The sequence below is a fragment of the Oceaniglobus sp. K40-3 genome (genome assembly GCF_055808395.1).
The window spans coordinates 788,375-803,975 of record NZ_CM147868.1; the positions used below are offsets into that span (position 1 = coordinate 788,375).

General features: G+C 61.1%; 17 protein-coding genes and 4 pseudogenes. 7 read left to right on the forward strand and 14 right to left on the reverse strand.

Annotated elements, in window-relative coordinates; translation table 11 throughout:
* Positions 1 to 12: 12 nt before the first annotated feature.
* Together AC0L7P_RS04130 and AC0L7P_RS04135 are read right to left on the reverse strand one after the other, a co-directional pair.
* Positions 13 to 1,278, reverse strand: a pseudogene (locus AC0L7P_RS04130) (IS256 family transposase).
* Between the two features lie 98 nt (positions 1,279 to 1,376).
* Positions 1,377 to 1,938 (reverse strand): annotated as a pseudogene (locus AC0L7P_RS04135) (transposase family protein); the annotation flags it as partial.
* A 58-nt stretch (positions 1,939 to 1,996) separates the two neighbouring features.
* Between AC0L7P_RS04135 and AC0L7P_RS04140 the strand changes: the two are divergent.
* Positions 1,997 to 2,432, forward strand: a pseudogene (locus tag AC0L7P_RS04140) (IS5 family transposase); the annotation flags it as partial.
* Between the two features lie 695 nt (positions 2,433 to 3,127).
* Here the strand turns inward: AC0L7P_RS04140 and dapD are convergent.
* The 11 genes and pseudogenes from dapD to AC0L7P_RS04195 form a co-directional block, all read right to left on the reverse strand.
* Positions 3,128 to 3,955: a 2,3,4,5-tetrahydropyridine-2,6-dicarboxylate N-succinyltransferase gene (gene dapD / locus AC0L7P_RS04145; protein ID WP_473434616.1), complete on the reverse strand. Its 828-nt coding sequence runs from the start codon at positions 3,953 to 3,955 to the stop codon at positions 3,128 to 3,130.
* A gap of 78 nt (positions 3,956 to 4,033) precedes the next feature.
* A complete protein-coding gene (locus AC0L7P_RS04150; protein WP_473434617.1) occupies positions 4,034 to 4,213 on the reverse strand; it encodes a Trm112 family protein in 180 nt (59 codons plus the stop codon).
* Entirely contained in the window at positions 4,210 to 4,854 is a 645-nt protein-coding gene (locus AC0L7P_RS04155; RefSeq protein WP_473434618.1) for an LON peptidase substrate-binding domain-containing protein, read from the reverse strand. The genes AC0L7P_RS04150 and AC0L7P_RS04155 overlap by 4 nt, the downstream gene beginning before the upstream one ends.
* 27 nt (positions 4,855 to 4,881) lie before the next feature.
* Positions 4,882 to 5,793: a thioredoxin gene (gene trxA, locus AC0L7P_RS04160; protein ID WP_473434619.1), complete on the reverse strand. Its 912-nt coding sequence runs from the start codon at positions 5,791 to 5,793 to the stop codon at positions 4,882 to 4,884.
* A 69-nt stretch (positions 5,794 to 5,862) separates the two neighbouring features.
* Complete coding sequence (locus AC0L7P_RS04165; RefSeq protein WP_473434620.1) at positions 5,863 to 6,165, reverse strand: hypothetical protein; 303 nt, start codon at positions 6,163 to 6,165, stop codon at positions 5,863 to 5,865.
* Positions 6,155 to 7,030, reverse strand: coding sequence for a hypothetical protein (locus AC0L7P_RS04170; RefSeq protein ID WP_473434621.1), 876 nt, complete (start codon positions 7,028 to 7,030; stop codon positions 6,155 to 6,157). Before AC0L7P_RS04170 ends, AC0L7P_RS04165 begins: the two co-directional genes overlap by 11 nt.
* Positions 6,973 to 7,203 (reverse strand): hypothetical protein, encoded by a 231-nt coding sequence (locus AC0L7P_RS04175; RefSeq protein ID WP_473434622.1) that lies wholly within the window; start codon positions 7,201 to 7,203, stop codon positions 6,973 to 6,975. The genes AC0L7P_RS04170 and AC0L7P_RS04175 overlap by 58 nt, the downstream gene beginning before the upstream one ends.
* Complete coding sequence (locus AC0L7P_RS04180; protein WP_473434623.1) at positions 7,200 to 7,601, reverse strand: DUF4383 domain-containing protein; 402 nt, start codon at positions 7,599 to 7,601, stop codon at positions 7,200 to 7,202. Before AC0L7P_RS04180 ends, AC0L7P_RS04175 begins: the two co-directional genes overlap by 4 nt.
* Complete coding sequence (locus AC0L7P_RS04185) at positions 7,598 to 9,085, reverse strand: FAD-binding protein (protein WP_473434624.1); 1,488 nt, start codon at positions 9,083 to 9,085, stop codon at positions 7,598 to 7,600. The genes AC0L7P_RS04180 and AC0L7P_RS04185 overlap by 4 nt, the downstream gene beginning before the upstream one ends.
* A gap of 7 nt (positions 9,086 to 9,092) precedes the next feature.
* Positions 9,093 to 9,880 (reverse strand): annotated as a pseudogene (locus AC0L7P_RS04190) (exodeoxyribonuclease III).
* Between the two features lie 184 nt (positions 9,881 to 10,064).
* Entirely contained in the window at positions 10,065 to 10,484 is a 420-nt protein-coding gene (locus tag AC0L7P_RS04195) for a hypothetical protein (protein WP_473434625.1), read from the reverse strand.
* A 207-nt stretch (positions 10,485 to 10,691) separates the two neighbouring features.
* On the opposite strand from AC0L7P_RS04195, the gene AC0L7P_RS04200 reads away from it, so the two are divergent.
* The 3 genes from AC0L7P_RS04200 (at position 10,692) to AC0L7P_RS04210 (ending at position 12,020) form a co-directional block, all read left to right on the forward strand.
* Complete coding sequence (locus AC0L7P_RS04200; protein ID WP_473434626.1) at positions 10,692 to 10,985, forward strand: hypothetical protein; 294 nt, start codon at positions 10,692 to 10,694, stop codon at positions 10,983 to 10,985.
* Positions 10,957 to 11,661: a winged helix-turn-helix domain-containing protein gene (locus AC0L7P_RS04205; protein ID WP_473434627.1), complete on the forward strand. Its 705-nt coding sequence runs from the start codon at positions 10,957 to 10,959 to the stop codon at positions 11,659 to 11,661. The genes AC0L7P_RS04200 and AC0L7P_RS04205 overlap by 29 nt, the downstream gene beginning before the upstream one ends.
* A gap of 191 nt (positions 11,662 to 11,852) precedes the next feature.
* Entirely contained in the window at positions 11,853 to 12,020 is a 168-nt protein-coding gene (locus AC0L7P_RS04210) for a hypothetical protein (protein WP_473434628.1), read from the forward strand.
* Positions 12,021 to 12,110: 90 nt separating this feature from the next.
* On the opposite strand, the gene corA is transcribed toward AC0L7P_RS04210, so the two are convergent.
* The gene (gene corA / locus AC0L7P_RS04215; RefSeq protein ID WP_473434629.1) at positions 12,111 to 13,058 is read right to left on the reverse strand and encodes a magnesium/cobalt transporter CorA; all 948 of its coding nucleotides are present in this window, start codon (positions 13,056 to 13,058) and stop codon (positions 12,111 to 12,113) included.
* Positions 13,059 to 13,230: 172 nt separating this feature from the next.
* Between corA and AC0L7P_RS04220 the strand changes: the two genes are divergently transcribed.
* From AC0L7P_RS04220 to AC0L7P_RS04230, 3 genes are all read left to right on the forward strand, one after another.
* Positions 13,231 to 14,400 carry an aromatic ring-hydroxylating oxygenase subunit alpha gene (locus tag AC0L7P_RS04220; protein WP_473434630.1) on the forward strand — a complete coding sequence of 390 codons (1,170 nt, stop codon included), beginning with the start codon at positions 13,231 to 13,233 and terminating at the stop codon, positions 14,398 to 14,400.
* Entirely contained in the window at positions 14,397 to 14,639 is a 243-nt protein-coding gene (locus tag AC0L7P_RS04225; protein ID WP_473434631.1) for a hypothetical protein, read from the forward strand. Before AC0L7P_RS04220 ends, AC0L7P_RS04225 begins: the two co-directional genes overlap by 4 nt.
* Before the next feature lie 68 nt (positions 14,640 to 14,707).
* Entirely contained in the window at positions 14,708 to 15,601 is an 894-nt protein-coding gene (locus AC0L7P_RS04230; RefSeq protein WP_473434632.1) for a metallophosphoesterase, read from the forward strand.

A 15,601-nucleotide genomic window follows, 5' to 3' on the forward strand; every position in this document is an offset into this window, starting at 1 on the left:
GGGCGGAGTTGGTCAGTCGCACTGCGCGGCAGGCAAGCTGACGATGGCATCATCGCAGACTGGTGCGAGCGTTTCCAGTGTCATGTAGCGACCACGCTGGACGGTCCATTCCTCGGTCTGTTCCATCAGGATCGCGCCGACGAGACGTCGTATTGAGGGCTCGTTCGGAAAGATCCCGACGACATCGGTGCGCCGCTTGATCTCGCCGTTCAGTCGTTCGATGGGGTTGGGGGAGTGCAGCTTGGTGCGATGTTGCTGGGGAGTTCGCGCCGGTCCGCCGAAGGCGGCAAACCGTCCGGGGGACGGGTTGAGGCAAGAACGGGCTGAGCCCCATGCAGGCCAGAACGTCCTCCTCGGCTCCATCCATGAGCGTTGCGAGCTTCGGCAGCTTGGGCCGCATCTGATCGGCCACCAGACGCCACTGCACCTTGGCGGCCGTGTGATCTGGTTGGGCGAAGGCGGTGGCGATGAAGGCGGACACGACACGTCGGCTGTTCTTGCCGGCATGGGCCAGGGCATTGCGCTGGAAGTGGACGCGACAGCGCTGCCAGGTTGTGGACAGCACGCGGGCCGTCGCGGCCTTGATGCCTTCGTGCGCATCCGAGATAACGAGCTTCACGCCACTCAGCCCGCGGCGGACAAGGTCACGGAGGAATTCGGTCCAGAAAGGCTCGGCCTCCGAAGCGCCGATCGCCATGCCCAGAACCTCGCGTCGCCCGTCGGTGTTCACGCCGACTGCGAGGGTAACCGCGACACTGACGATCCGGCCGCCCTGGCGAACCTTGAGGTAGGTGGCATCGATCCAGAGGTATGGCCATTCGCCGTTGATCGGTCGGGTCAGAAAGGCATCGACCCGTTCATCAATTTCCTCGCAAAGCCGACTGACCTGGCTCTTGGAGATTCCGGTCCCGCCCATGGCCTGCACGAGATCGTCCATGGCTCTGGTCGATACGCCATGGACATAGGCTTCTTGAATAACGGCCGTCAGCGCCTTCTCCGCGGCCCGTCGAGGCTCCAGGAAAGAGGGAAAGTAGGAACCGGTGCGCAGCCGGGGATACGCAACTCCACACTGCCTGCCCGGGTCTGCCAATCCCGGTCGCGGTAGCCATTACGCTGCGCCAGACGTTCGACGCTCTTCTCGCCATAGTCGGCGCCGGTCCTGGCGCCGACCTCCAGGTCCATCAGCCGTTCGGCGGCGAAACCGATCATCTCGCGGAGCAAATCGGCATCGGCGCTCTTTTCCACAAGCGCACGCAGGTCCATCATCTGTTTGGTCATCGGCTGTAATCCTCGGTTCAGGTTGGTCATCACAACCCGACCCTACCGAGAAACCCGATGGCCACCGCAAGCTACACCACGTCCGGGGACGTCACCTAGGGGACGGTCTTGAGCAGATGTTCGAGGAACTCCCAAGCGGTCTTGCGATCCGCCTTTTCCATGAGTTGGGTGATCGCAAATTTGCTGGTCCGATCAATGCCCACAAAGAGATAGAGCTTGCCCTCCACCGTCTGAACCTCGGCTATGTCGATGTGGAAGAAGCCGATGGGATAGTGTTTAAACTTCTGCCGCTTTGGCTTGTCACCCTCAACATCTGGCAAGCGCGAGATGCCATGCCGCTGAAGACACCGATGCAGTGCCGACCGTGTCAGGTGCGGGACAGACGGCTGAAGAGCATAGAGGCAATCATCCAGCGGCAGTAGCGTGTGCCGCCGGAATGCGACGATCAATGCCTCCTCTGCTTCCGTGAGAACGGTTGAACGCGGCTCCTTCGGCCCGGTCTTCAGATCCTCCACCGTCGCACGCTTGCGCCATTTTGCAACGGTTTTGGGATTGATACCTAACTCCTTGCTCAACTGCGCGAGCCGAAGCCTGCGATCGCTGTATTGCAGCTCTGACGGCGTGCGTGGTCGTGGCGCTCCCGTGACGAACTTGTCCCATAATGCTTCCTTCCAAGCCTGAAAAAGGATCGCACCATTAAACCGTGGGATCAAACAGGCCTCATAAGACCCTCTACAACCGTTGGAAGCGGTGGAGCGACAAGGGCATTTTCGCTCGGATGATGGTCGGCCTAGCCGTCAAACATCGTGAAGAGAAGACCGTGATGATCGACGCGACCTACCTGAAGGCACACCGCACGGCGACCAGTTTGGGCGTCAAAAAAGGGGCGCGGACGCCTGATTGGCCGGACCAAAGGCGGTATGAACACGAAGCTGCACGCCATCTGCGACAGCCAAGGCCGACCGCTCAACCTGTTTGTCACCGCCGGTCAGGTCAGCGATTACATCGGCGCACGGGCGCTCGTGAGCAGCCTGCCTAGGGTCGACTGGCTGCTCGGCGACCGTGGTTATGACGCGGATTGGTTCAGAGAAGCGTTGAAAGACAAAGGGATACGCGCATGCATCCCTGGTCGGAAACAGCGGAAGAAAACGGTGACGGACAGGTGCGACGCTGTCCAAGATGGCATGCTGAAAATCGCGTTTTATGCCAAGGTGTTGTAGGGCTTGAGCATGCGTCTTACGCCCGCGTGCAACATGCGCCAAAGAAAACGCCAAACAATTCGTAAATAGTAGGTCGGCGGTTCGAGTCCGTCTTGGGGCACCATTTATCCTTGAAACTGATATTTTTTCGTGCTGTTCGGGGCAGCCACTACGACACCGCGATGGGTGCCGCATGCGACGCGTCTGGCGGTCCCAAACTGACCGGTCGCGCGAGCCTGACCTTTGTTTTCGAACGCAAGGTTCAGCGGCCCCGGGGCGTGCGGCAAGCCCATACAGAGCAGCGTTGGCGAAAACGCCAACGGGCGCAGGCGTGATGCGCTGTTGAATGAAACCATGGTCGGCGAACCGGCTTTTGCCGTGCCCATACAGATTGATCGAATGGCGCCAAAATGGGCGAGCGTGATCCGCGGGGCGCTGTCAGTTGGCGCGGCGCGGATGCCTGTTTCCGCACGCGCGCCATATGGCCGGCCAACTCTACCGGCTCTGGTTTCGACCGGCTGAGGTGCCAGGGCAGATCGGCCGATGAGGCGGGACAATTCTGCTGGCTGCAAGACCCCAAACCGTCGCGCAACCAGCGCGAAAACCCTTGAAATCCTGAATTTTTCAGGTGGCTTCAACCAGGGTTGAGATCAGTCGCGCAGCAGTTCGTTGATCCCGGTTTTGGAGCGTGTCTGCGCATCGACACGTTTGACGATCACGGCGCAGTACAGGTTGATGCCATTCTTTGAAGGCATCGACCCGGCGACGACCACGGAATAGGGCGGCACTTCGCCAAAGGTGACGGTGCCGGTTTCGCGGTCCACGATCTTGGTGGATTTGCCGATGAACACGCCCATGCCCAACACCGAACCCTCGCGCACGATGCAGCCTTCCACGACTTCAGAGCGTGCGCCGATGAAGCAATTGTCTTCGATGATGGTCGGCCCGGCCTGCATTGGCTCCAACACGCCGCCAATGCCGACACCGCCCGACAAATGCACGTTCTTGCCGATCTGCGCGCAACTGCCCACGGTGGCCCATGTGTCCACCATAGTGCCGCTGTCCACATGGGCGCCGAGGTTGACGAAGGACGGCATCAAAACCACGCCCGGTGCGATATAGGCGGATTTGCGCACGATACAGTTGGGAACGGCGCGAAATCCGGCCGCCTGCCACTGGGTTTCGCCCCAGCCGGCGAATTTGCTGTCGACCTTGTCCCACCAGCCGGCGCCTTGCGGGCCACCGGCCTGCATTTCCATATCCTTGAGGCGGAATCCCAGCAGAACGGCCTTTTTCGCCCATTGGTTCACATGCCATTCACCGCTTTCGCGGGGTTCTGCCACGCGCAGCTTGCCGGAATCCAGCGCGTTCAGCGTGTCCTCGATGGCGTCGCGTGTTTCGCCCGTGGTGGCGGGGGTGATCGTGTCGCGCGCATCCCATGCGGCTTCGATGGCGGTTTCCAGGGCGGCGTTCGACATGGGGCAGGCTCCTTGCAACAGAAAATATGGCTTGTCGCCATAGACACGAATCCGCGCGTCGGCGCAATCGTGCCGTTGTTACTCCAGGGCGCGGGCCTCGTTCACCAGCATGACGGGAATTCCGTTGCGGATCGGATAGGCCAGATGCGCCGCCTTGCTGATCAGCTCCATCCGTTCGGGATCGAAGGTGAGGGGCGCGCGGGTCTGTGGGCAGACAAGGCATTCAAGCATCCGGCGATCATAGGGTTGGTCGGTCATTGCATGATATCCTCGGAATCGCCGCGCAGCAGGGCGAATTCGATCAGGGTGACAAGGGTTTCGCGCCGGGTTGTCAGGGAAGGGGCCTCAAGCAGGGCTTGTTTGTCTTCGGCCTCGAAAGGGCAGAGCATCGAAAGCGAATTGATCAACAGTTCGTCCTCGGCCTCGTTCAATGATTCCCAGTCGGTTTTCAGATCTTCGGTTTCAAAGAACCGGCCCAGAAGTTTCAGAAACCGGGGGCGGTCGAAATGATCGTCTTTTTCCACCGGTCCCCGGTCGCGGGAAAAACCATCCCATGACACATCGCATTTGGTGTAGGGTTCAAAACCGTTCACTTCGCCGGTGATCCGAAACCGGGATACCCCGGCAAGGGTGATCATGTACCGCCCGTCCTCGGTTTCGGAAAACGCGGTAAGACGGCCCGCACAGCCAATGGAGTGCAGGCGCATTTCGTCCGATCCGGGCACCTCGCGCGGTTGAATCATTCCGATCAGGCGTTCGGGGGTTTTCAGCACGTCCTCAAGCATCGCGAGATAGCGCGGCTCGAAGATATGCAGCGGCAGACGGGCCCGGGGCAACAGCAGCGCCCCGGGCAATGGAAAGACAGGCAATGTGTCGGGCAGGTCTTTGATCGGAAACATGGCTGACAAGATAGTCCGTGAGGCCGCTCAGGCAAATATCATCGAGGATAGCTTTCTGCGACCGTTCAGCACAACCGGATCCTTGGCCGGAAGCGAGTCGAAAATCGTGAACAACTGTGTCTTGGCGGCGCCGTCGTTCCATTCCCGGTCGCGGCGGAACAGCTCCAGCAATTCAGCAACCGCGCCTTGGGCATCGCCACCGGCATGAAGGGCGGTCGCCAGATCGAACCGGGCCTGATGATCGTCGGGGTTTGCGTCGACGGCCGCGCGCAGATCGTCCAGCGGTCCGGCATCGGCGGCCTGACGGGCCAGTTGCAACTGGGCTGCCGCGGCCTCAAGTTCGGGCGCATGTGAAATGTCGGCGTCGGCACCGTTCAGGATCGCCTCGGCCTGATCCAGATCGCCAAGGGCGATATGGGCGCGCACCATCCCACCATAGGCGGCGGCGTTCTTGGGGTCTTCGCCCAGAATGGCGGCGAATGTCTGGGCGGCGTCGGTGACGGCCCCCTCGGCCAGCATGGCCTCGGCAGCCTCAAGCGCCTCGGCCAGACCGGCGCCCGGCGCTTCGCCGCCCCCCGCTGCGATCACCCGATCCACAAAGGCGGTGATTTCCGATTGCGGTTGCGCCCCCTGAAACCCATCCACAGGCTGGCCGTTGAAAAAGGCATAGACCGTGGGGATGGATTGAATTCGCAACTGCCCCGCGATCTGCTGGGCTTCGTCCACGTTGATCTTGACCATCTTCACCGCGCCCTTGGCGGCGGTCACGGCGGATTCCAGCATCGGACCAAGGGTTTTGCAGGGCCCGCACCACGGCGCCCAGAAATCGACAATGATCGGCACCTCTTTGCTGGCTTCGATCACATCCACCATAAAGGTGGCCTCGGTGGTGTCTTTGATCAGGTCGGTGGCGGCGGGGGTCTGGCCAAATTCCAGCATGATGGGCGGTCCTTCGTGCAATGTCTTTGTTGCAGGTTTAGATGGCGTAAAGGGCGCGGGGTTACAAGGTCAGCGCGCAGGTTTGCCCGACGGCAGGGGCAGGCACCCGGTCAGCCCCGCAGGCAACACCAGACGCGCCCCCGCAGCATAAAGCGCGCGGGCGAAACCGGGGCTGTCATTCTTGAGCGTCAGGTGCAGCGCCCCGGCAGCGATAATCCCGGTGCCCTCGGGCAGACGGGCGGCAAAGCCATCGGGCGGGAACACCACAACCGCCGCCGGGGCGGTATCGCTGATCAGCATCACCCCGGCCATGACCCCGATCCAGCCGATGAACAGCAGGGGCAGGGCGATCAACAGGCGTTTAATAATCATGGATATGCTCCAACCGCGCCCCGGCGGGCAAATCGCGCAGCAGCGCCGCCAGATCACGCAGCTTGACCAGCATCAGCGACCGGGTGTCGCCATAGCCCTGCCGTGGGAATGAATAGGCAGCGCCAGGAACGGGCGCAGGGGCGATGAGGGTTAACAAGATATCGTCATTCCCCGCGATTTCGACAATATCGGCGCCCTTATTGGCCAGATCCGACAGGATTGTGGTGAAGGCGCGATAGCGGGGCGTTTCAATTTCAAACCCCTCATTGCGGGGGGCGATCACCTCCACGCCGTCCATCTTGCGCAGCTCGTCGGGGGGGATGCCGGTCGCGATACTGCGGATGCGCAGATCATCACCGCCCACTTGCCCCACCGCCTGTTCGATCACCTTGGCATAGGCCGCCTTGGCGCGATATTCGAGCCCAAGGGCAAAGGCGCGTTCGCGGTCGCGGAACAGATCGGTTTTGGCGGCCTGCAATGCCGCGGCATCACTGGCGAAATCCCATTTGTACCACGGCACCTGTTGCAAGAACTGCGCATATTGGGCCGCTTGCCGCGCCGACAGATCATCCAGCGGCGCGCGGGCATCACCGCGCACCCATGTGGCCACACGGCCCAGGGTTTCCTCATACAGCGCCTTCATTGCCAGTTCGGCGGTAAAGCTGACGCCGATGGTATAGATGGTCATCTTTGTTTCACCCGTCGCGCCGCCGTGTTGCGCCGCCAGCCGGTTCAGGGGGCAAAGGGCCGACCAAAACCCGGTGATGGCCCGGAAGAACCCGAAATCATCAGGATCGTCACTGGCGATCACCCTGGCGTAATCGTCATAGGCGTGGACGATGTGCCATTCAGGATAAGTGAGCAAGCTGCGGGATTCCGCGCGCCGGTGTTCGGGGGCAGAATCGGTTGATACTCCGACCCCACAGCGGTGCCGCGACAGGCGGTTTCGATCCAGACAATGGGCGCAAGCAGCACCAATATCAGCAACAGCAGGGCCAGCAGAAACCGGCCCAGCCATCTGCCGGCAAAGCGGATCATCGGCGCGCCAGAAACAGGCCCGACAGCAGGGCGACACCGCCAAGGCCAATGTGGGGCAGGTTGGCCAGAATTTTGAACGACAGCGGGAAATCCTGCACCCCGTAAAAGAATATCCCGAAATCAAGATACCCTGACCCGGTGAACAACCCCATCACACCATCCGCCAGATAAAGCGCGCCGAACAGCAGCAGAAACAGCCGCGCCGCCCGGTGCGATGTCAGCGCCGCCCCCAGCGCCCACAGGGCCGAGGCCAGATGCAGCGCATCATCGAATATATCCAGTTCGAAAATCCCGAAGGTCAGCCCCTCGCTGTCGCGCACGCCGGGAATGTAATTCAGCGCGGCAGCCCCCAGCAGGGCGACGAAATAGGCCAGACAGATCAGGCGAAGCTTTGTCATAATGGCTCCAGATATGTGTCCCACAGGGCGTTGCGAAACCGCAGGGCCGGGTCGATCCGGTGTTTCGCGGCGGCAAATTCAGGCGCGCGGGGATAGGCGCGTAGGAATTGTTCGGGCGTGGCGTGCAACCGGTACGGCAGGTAATAACTGCCGCCGATGTCGGACACCCGGTCGATCAGATCGCGGGTCATGCGGGCCATGTCGGCCTCGCCGCGGTTGGTCATTTCCTGTGAAAACAGCATCACCGCCGCGATGCGCGGTTCGGGCGCATAGGACAGCCAGCTTTCGCTGTCGCCCTTCACATAGCGCAGGGTGATGTTCAACAACTCCTGATAGCTGGACGGGATCACCTGCTGACAGACCCGGATGAAATCGGCAAAGCGTTCGGGGGCGATGAAATATTCGTGTAGGATATCGGTGCGTGACGGATCGTTGCCGTCCAACGTGACCACAGGTTCGTTGATCAGGCTGTTGCGCGTGGTGGCGCCGCCGCTGATCAGCGGGGCAAGGGTGGATTCAACACCCCACCGGGCATTTTTCACGGTCTCATTGCCCAGTTGGGCGCGGAAAATATCGCGCGCCACATAGCTGAGCGCGCCCGACCCGGCGGCGGGCGGCAGCGTGGTCTGATCGGCGGCGGGGCGATAGGTGATCAGCAGGGCATCCTCAAAGAACCGGTCACGATCCACGTTCAAGCGGCCATAGGCCATGTCGATGCTGTCATCGCTCAGCGCTGCGGCAAAGGCGGTGCCCAGATCGCTGCCTTTCAGCTTTACGAACTCCGGCTCCAGCCGCAGGTTGGGGGCCATTTCCACGGTCAGATCGGTGATCAGCCCGGTCAACCCGTATCCGCCCATGGTCATCCCGAACAATTCGGGGTTTTCATCGCGTGAACAGGTTATCCAGTCGCCGTCATGGGTGACCATGCGGAATTCGCGCACGGTGCTGCCCATGGGGCCGTGGGACACGGGCCAGCCGTGGGCGTTGACGCAGAACGTGCTGCCGACGCCGAAATCATTGTTGGATTGCATGACCTTGGGGGAAAATCCCAAAGGGTCAAGGGCGGCAATCACCTGTTTCCAGCGGGCACCGGCATGCACGCGATAGGTGCCGTTTGCCGTGTCCGGTTCGACAAACCCATTGTCGCAGGTGATCGCATGTCCCCCGCGCGGAATCGATTGCCCGCCCATGGAATGGCGCGCCGCCGACAGGGCCACGGGGCGGCGGGTGGCGCGCGCCTCGTCCAGCTCTCCGCGCAGTTTGTTGACCAGCAGATCGCCCACGTCCTCGGTCAGGGTCACATGGCGAAACACCGGGGTTTCGTTCAACCGGCTGGCATCGTTCAGGGTGCCGGCATTGGCGGGCGGGATCAGCGATGTCGTGCCGTCAGTGGTGGGCAGGGCGGGGCCGAACCGCCCCGTGGCCCATACACCCACAGCCGCCCCGCCGCCGAACAATGCCGCGCGTCGTGTCAGTTTCCACATCGTGCCCTCACAGATCGAAGGTGGCGAAAACCGGGGCGTGATCGCTGGGCTGTTCCCAGCCGCGCACATGGCGCAGCACGCGCGAACCATGGGCCGCCCCGGCAATATCCGGCGTCGCCCAAAGATGATCGAGGCGCCGCCCTTTGTCGGCCCCATCCCAATCGGGCGAACGGTAGGACCACCACGAATAAAGCGGCCCATCGGGAATGTCGGTGCGGGTCACATCCACCCATTTGCCCGCATCCTGTGTGGCGGCCAGATGCTCCACCTCGATCGGCGTATGGCTGACGACCTTGAGCAGCTTTTTATGGTCCCACACGTCATCTTCGCGCGGGGCGATGTTCAGATCACCCACAAGGATCGATTTTTCGGGCCTCTCGGCATGAAAGGCATCACGCATGTCGGTCAGGTAATCCAGCTTTTGGCCGAATTTTTCATTGATCGTACGATCCGGCTTGTCCCCCCGGCAGGGACATAGAAATTATGGATCGTCACACCGTTTTCCAGCCGCCCGGCAATATGGCGGGCATGGCCAAGGCCCGCGTGATCCAGGGCGCCCGCCTCTTGCATCGGCAGTTTGGACAGGATCGCAACGCCGTTATACCCCTTTTGCCCCCGTGCCACCATGTGGGTATATCCCAGGGCCGCGAACGCATCGCGCGGAATCTTGTCAACCGGGCTTTTGCATTCCTGAAGGCACAGGATATCGGGGGCCTCTTCGCCCAGAAGGCGCAGAACCAGAGGTTCGCGCAGGCGGACCGAGTTGATGTTCCATGTGGCAAGGGTGAAAGGCATGGCTGCTCCGTTTCTTTTGGGTCGGTGTTTGGGGCGAAGATTACCTGACCCTGCCCAATGCGCAATGGACGGTGCGTTTGCCGCTGTTACGAAAAAGGGCAGGCGGCGCGATGCCACCTGCCCACATGCCACAGGGTGGCTGGAGATGTGCGGATAAGGCCGCCCTGTGGCAATCCTGTTGGTCTCAGCCCCGGCGCCAGCCGTAATCGCGCAGGCAGCGGGGGGCATAGCCGGTGGCTCTGCCATGACGGTCGCGCACCCGGATTTCGCAGGCGCTGGGCAGGCGGTTGGCATGACGCATGTTCTTGCGCAGGCAGTGTTTTGAGAAATACCGCTGCACCCCGCGGCGCGTTTCGCTGCGGCGCAGGCATTGCGACGGTACGACCTTGGCGTGGGGCCGGGGCCGGTATTCGGGAACCGGATCGGCCTTGCGTTGGCGTTTGTCGCGCAGGTGATCATAGGTAGCACCCAGAATCACAACGGTTGCGATGCCGCCCAACAGACGTTGCAGATTCTTGTTGTCGGCATGGGCCGGTGCGGCGGCGCCCAGCGACCCAAGCGCGATGGCGGCAGACAGGACAGAGGCAATGAATGTGCGGGGCATGGGATATTCCTTTCGAAGGTCGGTTCAGATGTGCAGCAGGGCCGAACATTGCCGACCTGGCCTGATGCGACCCTCGCCCTGACCGCGCCGGTCAGGCAATATCGCGCCATCGTTATCGGATAACGACGGGCCAAACCCCTTGTGTTATTGAATGTCGGGGCCGTTGCGGCCATCGTGACCGAAATGTCTGAACCCATAGGTTGCCCCATGTTTCGTCTGCTTGCCCCTTTCATTCTGGCCCTGTCGGTGATCGGCCTTGCGGCCAGTGCCAATGCCGCCTGCTATGCCGATTACAAGGCCAAGACCGACAATCCCCTGCGCCTGCATTATGGGGTGATCCGCCTGCCTGCCGATGCCTGTTCCACCGGCGCGGCGCGGCCGGTGATCGCTGCGCGCATTGCGGTGGATGGCTGGCACCTGCTGAACGTGCTTTCAGTGTTTGACGATTCGGGACTGGCACAAAGGAAAGCGAATGCTGGGCAATACTTCCTCCGCTACTGACACGCGGCGTTCGACAGCGCGGATCGTCGGGTTCGGAATTGCCGCGATTGTGGCGATCCTTCTGATCGCGGCGCTGCTGCTGTTTGTGAACCTGCCCGATGCCAATGCGTTCAACGCCCGGGTGGAACAGATTTTCGTCGAAAATGACGCCCTGACCCAGAGCAATGAAATCAGGCTGCTTGAGATTCTGGCCCAATCCGGCACGGCGTTTTCCGGGGTTCTGAGCAGCTATCGCACGGTTATCTTTGTGCTGTTGATCTTTGCCACGGCGCTGTTGATTGCATCGCTGGTGTTTCTGGTGACCCTGATCGCGCTGAACCGGCGGATGGGCGAAATTGAACGGGCCGGCATTCAGGTGTCATCGCTGCTGATTTCGCGGGATGAACGCACGGTTTATCTGAACAACATGGAATTCAAGCTGACCGAAGCCGCCATTGAAACCCTGTCGGTGCTGGCCGAGGCGCGGATGGATGACGATGTGCTGTCGGGAGCCGAGCTTGAGGCGGTGATTTCGGGGCGCAAGGCCGCCGATTGTGACGAGGCGGCCGGTGCCACCCGCATCAAACGCCTGCGCGATACATTGGGCAATCAGATGGTCAGTGAATTGCTGGTCAAGAACATCGCCCGCAAAGGCTATATGCTGTCGATCGACAAGGGCGTGATACGGATGGTTTAGGCCCGGCGCGCCAGACGTCAGGCCAAACCGAGCGGGACGCAGCCAGCCCTGTTTGCCTTGCGGATCAAGATGGCCTGTGAATAGTGGTTGCGCGATGAACAGGATGTTGAGGGCGATAGGTGTCGGCAATTTCAAGGCAGTGCGTTCTGCGCAAGCTGCGATTGTTATGTATCTGGTTCGTTGTGATTACCGTGGCCATCCATCTGTATTCAGATGATACTGATCCTATGCCCGTAAGCCTGTTCAACAGGCTGGTCATTGCCACAGGGGTTGTCGCCTTTCTGAGCATTCCTTTCGTCAGGAAGATCGGGCGAATTTATTTGAACACCACGCCAGATGACGCCGATCTTGATGATTGAAACGTTTGGACATCTTTAAACGGCGCTGCCTGCCAGTGCCTGCTTAAACGTCATGCGCCCGAGGTTCGATCTGGTCGGGCGTGCGTGACGCTATAACCAGCCGCGTTTCTTGAAGAACAGATAAGGCACCACCGCCGACACCACCATCAACCCCAGCGCCATGGGATACCCATAAGGCCATGACAGTTCGGGCATGGCCGTAAAGTTCATGCCATAGACCGACGCCACCAGGGTGGGCGGCAAAAACATCACGGCAGCAACCGAGAAAATCTTGATGATCCCGTTCTGTTCGATGCTGATAAGGCCCAGCGTCGCATCCAGAAGGAATGTCACCTTTTGCGAAATGAAACCGCAATGATCCAGCAGGGATCGGATATCCTGCCCCAACGTGCGCAGAACCTCGTGACGTGCACTGCCGGTGCCTTGCAGCCTTGGTTCCAGAAACGTTGCCAGGCGTGACAGCGTCATCAGGCTGTCGCGCAGATTCGATGTCAGATCGCCCTTGCGCCCGATGGTTTCCAGGGTTGTCTTGTAATCGGGGCGCGGTCCGGCCCCTTTGGGCGCAAAGACCTCGCGCGATACGTGGTCAACGTCGTGCCCCGCGCGTTCCAGAATATCGGCCAGCCGGTCAACCACGGAATCCAGCAGGTGCAACAGAATCCCCTCGGCATCGACAATATCCAGCGCGCCCTTTTCAAACCGGCTGGCCGACGCGTCAAACACGCGTGGGTCGTGATACCGGATGGTGATCAGCCGCCCGGCGGACAGGATGAACGTCACAGGCTTCATCAACAGATCATCCGTATCGGTGCGCGACGGGATCAGCGCCGTCATGAACGCGGCCTTGTCCTCGACGTAGAGCCGTGACGAAATTTCGATCTCGACCATGTCATCGAGGGTCGGAAGGGTGAAATCACAGGATTTCTCGACCATCGCGATCTCGGTTTCGGTCGGATCGAGAAGATCAAGCCACAGGGCATCGGCCTGCGCCGCAGTCGGGCGCAGCCGGGTGTCGTCGTTTGCGAAGGCGCGGATCATGTCGGTGGCTCTTTGCTATGGCATCTTTGTATGTCTGACCGGCACGGGGCCAGTGTTCAAGCCCCGGGGCCGGTGGTGGCCCTTTGGCGGCGCCGAATGTCGCAAATGGGTGCGACCGGTGTTTCCTGGCCCGCGATCCTTGGCCTGACGCAACTGATCTGAGGAGCCGACGATGCCCGACACCGCCAACGCGCAGCCGTTCCACAGCACCCTTGCCCCGGTCATGACATCGGTAAACATCGCGCGGGGCCTGCCCAACGAACATTACACCAGTGCCGCCATGTTCGACGAAGAACGCCGCGCCGTTCTGTTCGCCCATTGGGCCGGCGTGGGTTTTGGCAAGGACATTCCCGAACCGGGTGACGCCAGGCCGGTTGATTTCATGGGAATGCCCCTGTTGCTGGTGCGGGATCGGGACGGAACCATCGGTGTGTTTCAGAACACCTGCCGCCATCGCGGCATGATATTGGTGGAACAGGCGCGCAACATTCCCGGGGCGATCCGCTGTCCCTATCATTCGTGGTGCTATGCCCTGAACGGCGAATTGCGCAGCACGCCCCATGTGGGCGGCCCGGGCCACAACACCCACAAAGACATCAGGCGCGATGAACTGGGCCTGATCCGGGTGCGCCACCATGTGTGGTGTGATACGGTTTTCGTCAATGTCGATGGCGCCGCCGCGCCGTTTGAAAAGGTTCACGGTGATCTTCTGGCGCGCTGGGCGGAATTCGATCAGCCCATGTATCATGGGGGCGCGCATTCGTCACTGGTGCTTGAGGTGCGATCGAACTGGAAACTGGCGGTCGAGAATTATTGTGAAAGCTATCACCTGCCCTGGGTGCATCCCGGTCTTAACAGTTATTCCCGGCTGGAGGATCATTACAACATCGCCGAACCGGGGCGGTATTCGGGCCAGGGCACCCTCGTTTACCGCCAGCTAAAGGGCGACGACGGCAGCACCTTCCCGGATTTTACCGATCTGTCTGATAAATGGGATCAGGGGGCGGAATATATCGCCGTCTATCCCAACGTCCTGATGGGCATTCACCGCGATCATTTCTTTTCGATCATACTTGCGCCGCTGGACGTGGATCACACCATCGAACACATCGAGCTGTATTACACTGTCCCGCCCGATGAAATTGATACCCCCCTGCTGGATCGCAACGCGGCCCAATGGAAAACCGTCTTTGCCGAGGACATCTTTGTGGTCGAAGGGATGCAGCGGGGCCGCAAGGGGGTGTTGTTTGACGGCGGTAAATTCTCGCCCGCCATGGATGGGCCGACCCATAATTTTCACCATTGGGTGGCCAGCCAGATTGCAAAGGCCCGGCTGACATGATCCGGGCCGATCCGCTGAACGCGGCGCTGCTGCACGCCCACAGGGTGGATGATCGTGCGGCGCTGATCGCGCTTTACACCCAGGCGGGGGACCGCGCCGAAGCATTGGGCGATATTGACGCGGCCTGTTTCTATCTCACCCACGCCTATGTCTTTGCGCTGGAACTTGGGGCGGTACAGGCGGCGGTGCTGAACACCCGTCTGGCGGATCGCGGACGCGAGGTTCGCCAGCGTTTCTGACACCGCGCCCTTGGCAAGGCCCGCCAAACCGCCGATATGGTCAGGACACCCCGGGCTGAGAGGCGGCAATGAAGGGCGAACCATCCATAGGCGGACTGATTGATCACGCGCGCGGGCGCCGCGGATTGCGGCGCTGGTTCGTGTGCTCTGGCCGCCCGGATTTCGTGCATCACGATGTCACAACGCCCCGCTGGCCCGGTGCGCCGCTTTCCATCGCGATCCTGTCGGATTTCCACACGATTTCACCGTGGAACGGGCTGCGGGCGCTGGAAAAGGTGGTGGACCGGGTCAACGCGCTGCCGGTCGATCTGATTGTGCTGCTGGGCGATTACATTCCGGCCCGCCCGACGCCGGGCTTTGGCGCCACCGCCGAACAGACGGCCAATGTTCTGGCCCGGCTTGACGCGCCGCTGGGGGTTCATGCGGTTCTGGGCAATCACGATTGGCGCGATGATGACATCGCCCGTGACACGGAATACCGCGAAAGTGGCGTGCTGAATGCCCTGCATGCGGCGGGGCATTCCATGTTGCTGAATGCGTCGGTTGCCCTTGATCATCACGGCACCGATTTCTGGCTGGTTGGCTATGACAGCCAGCAGGGCCACAAACATTGGCGTGACGGCACCGCGCGCCATGACCCGGACCGCGCCTTTCGCGATGTTCCCGAGGGTGCCCCGGCGATCCTTTTGGCCCATGAGCCTGATTGTTTTGCCCTGCGCGATCCCCGGGCGCTGTTGCAACTCAGCGGCCATACCCATGGCGGACAGGCGAATTTCTTTGGCTGGCGCCCCCTTACACCGTCGGAATACCCTGATCGTTATGCCTATGGACATGTGGTTGAGGATGGTCATCATCTGATTGTGTCGGGTGGTATCGGTTATTCCCACGTTCCGCTGCGCATCGCCCAGCCGCCCGAGGTGACTTTGGTAACCCTGCGCGCTGGTCCCCAAGAAACGGAGTGA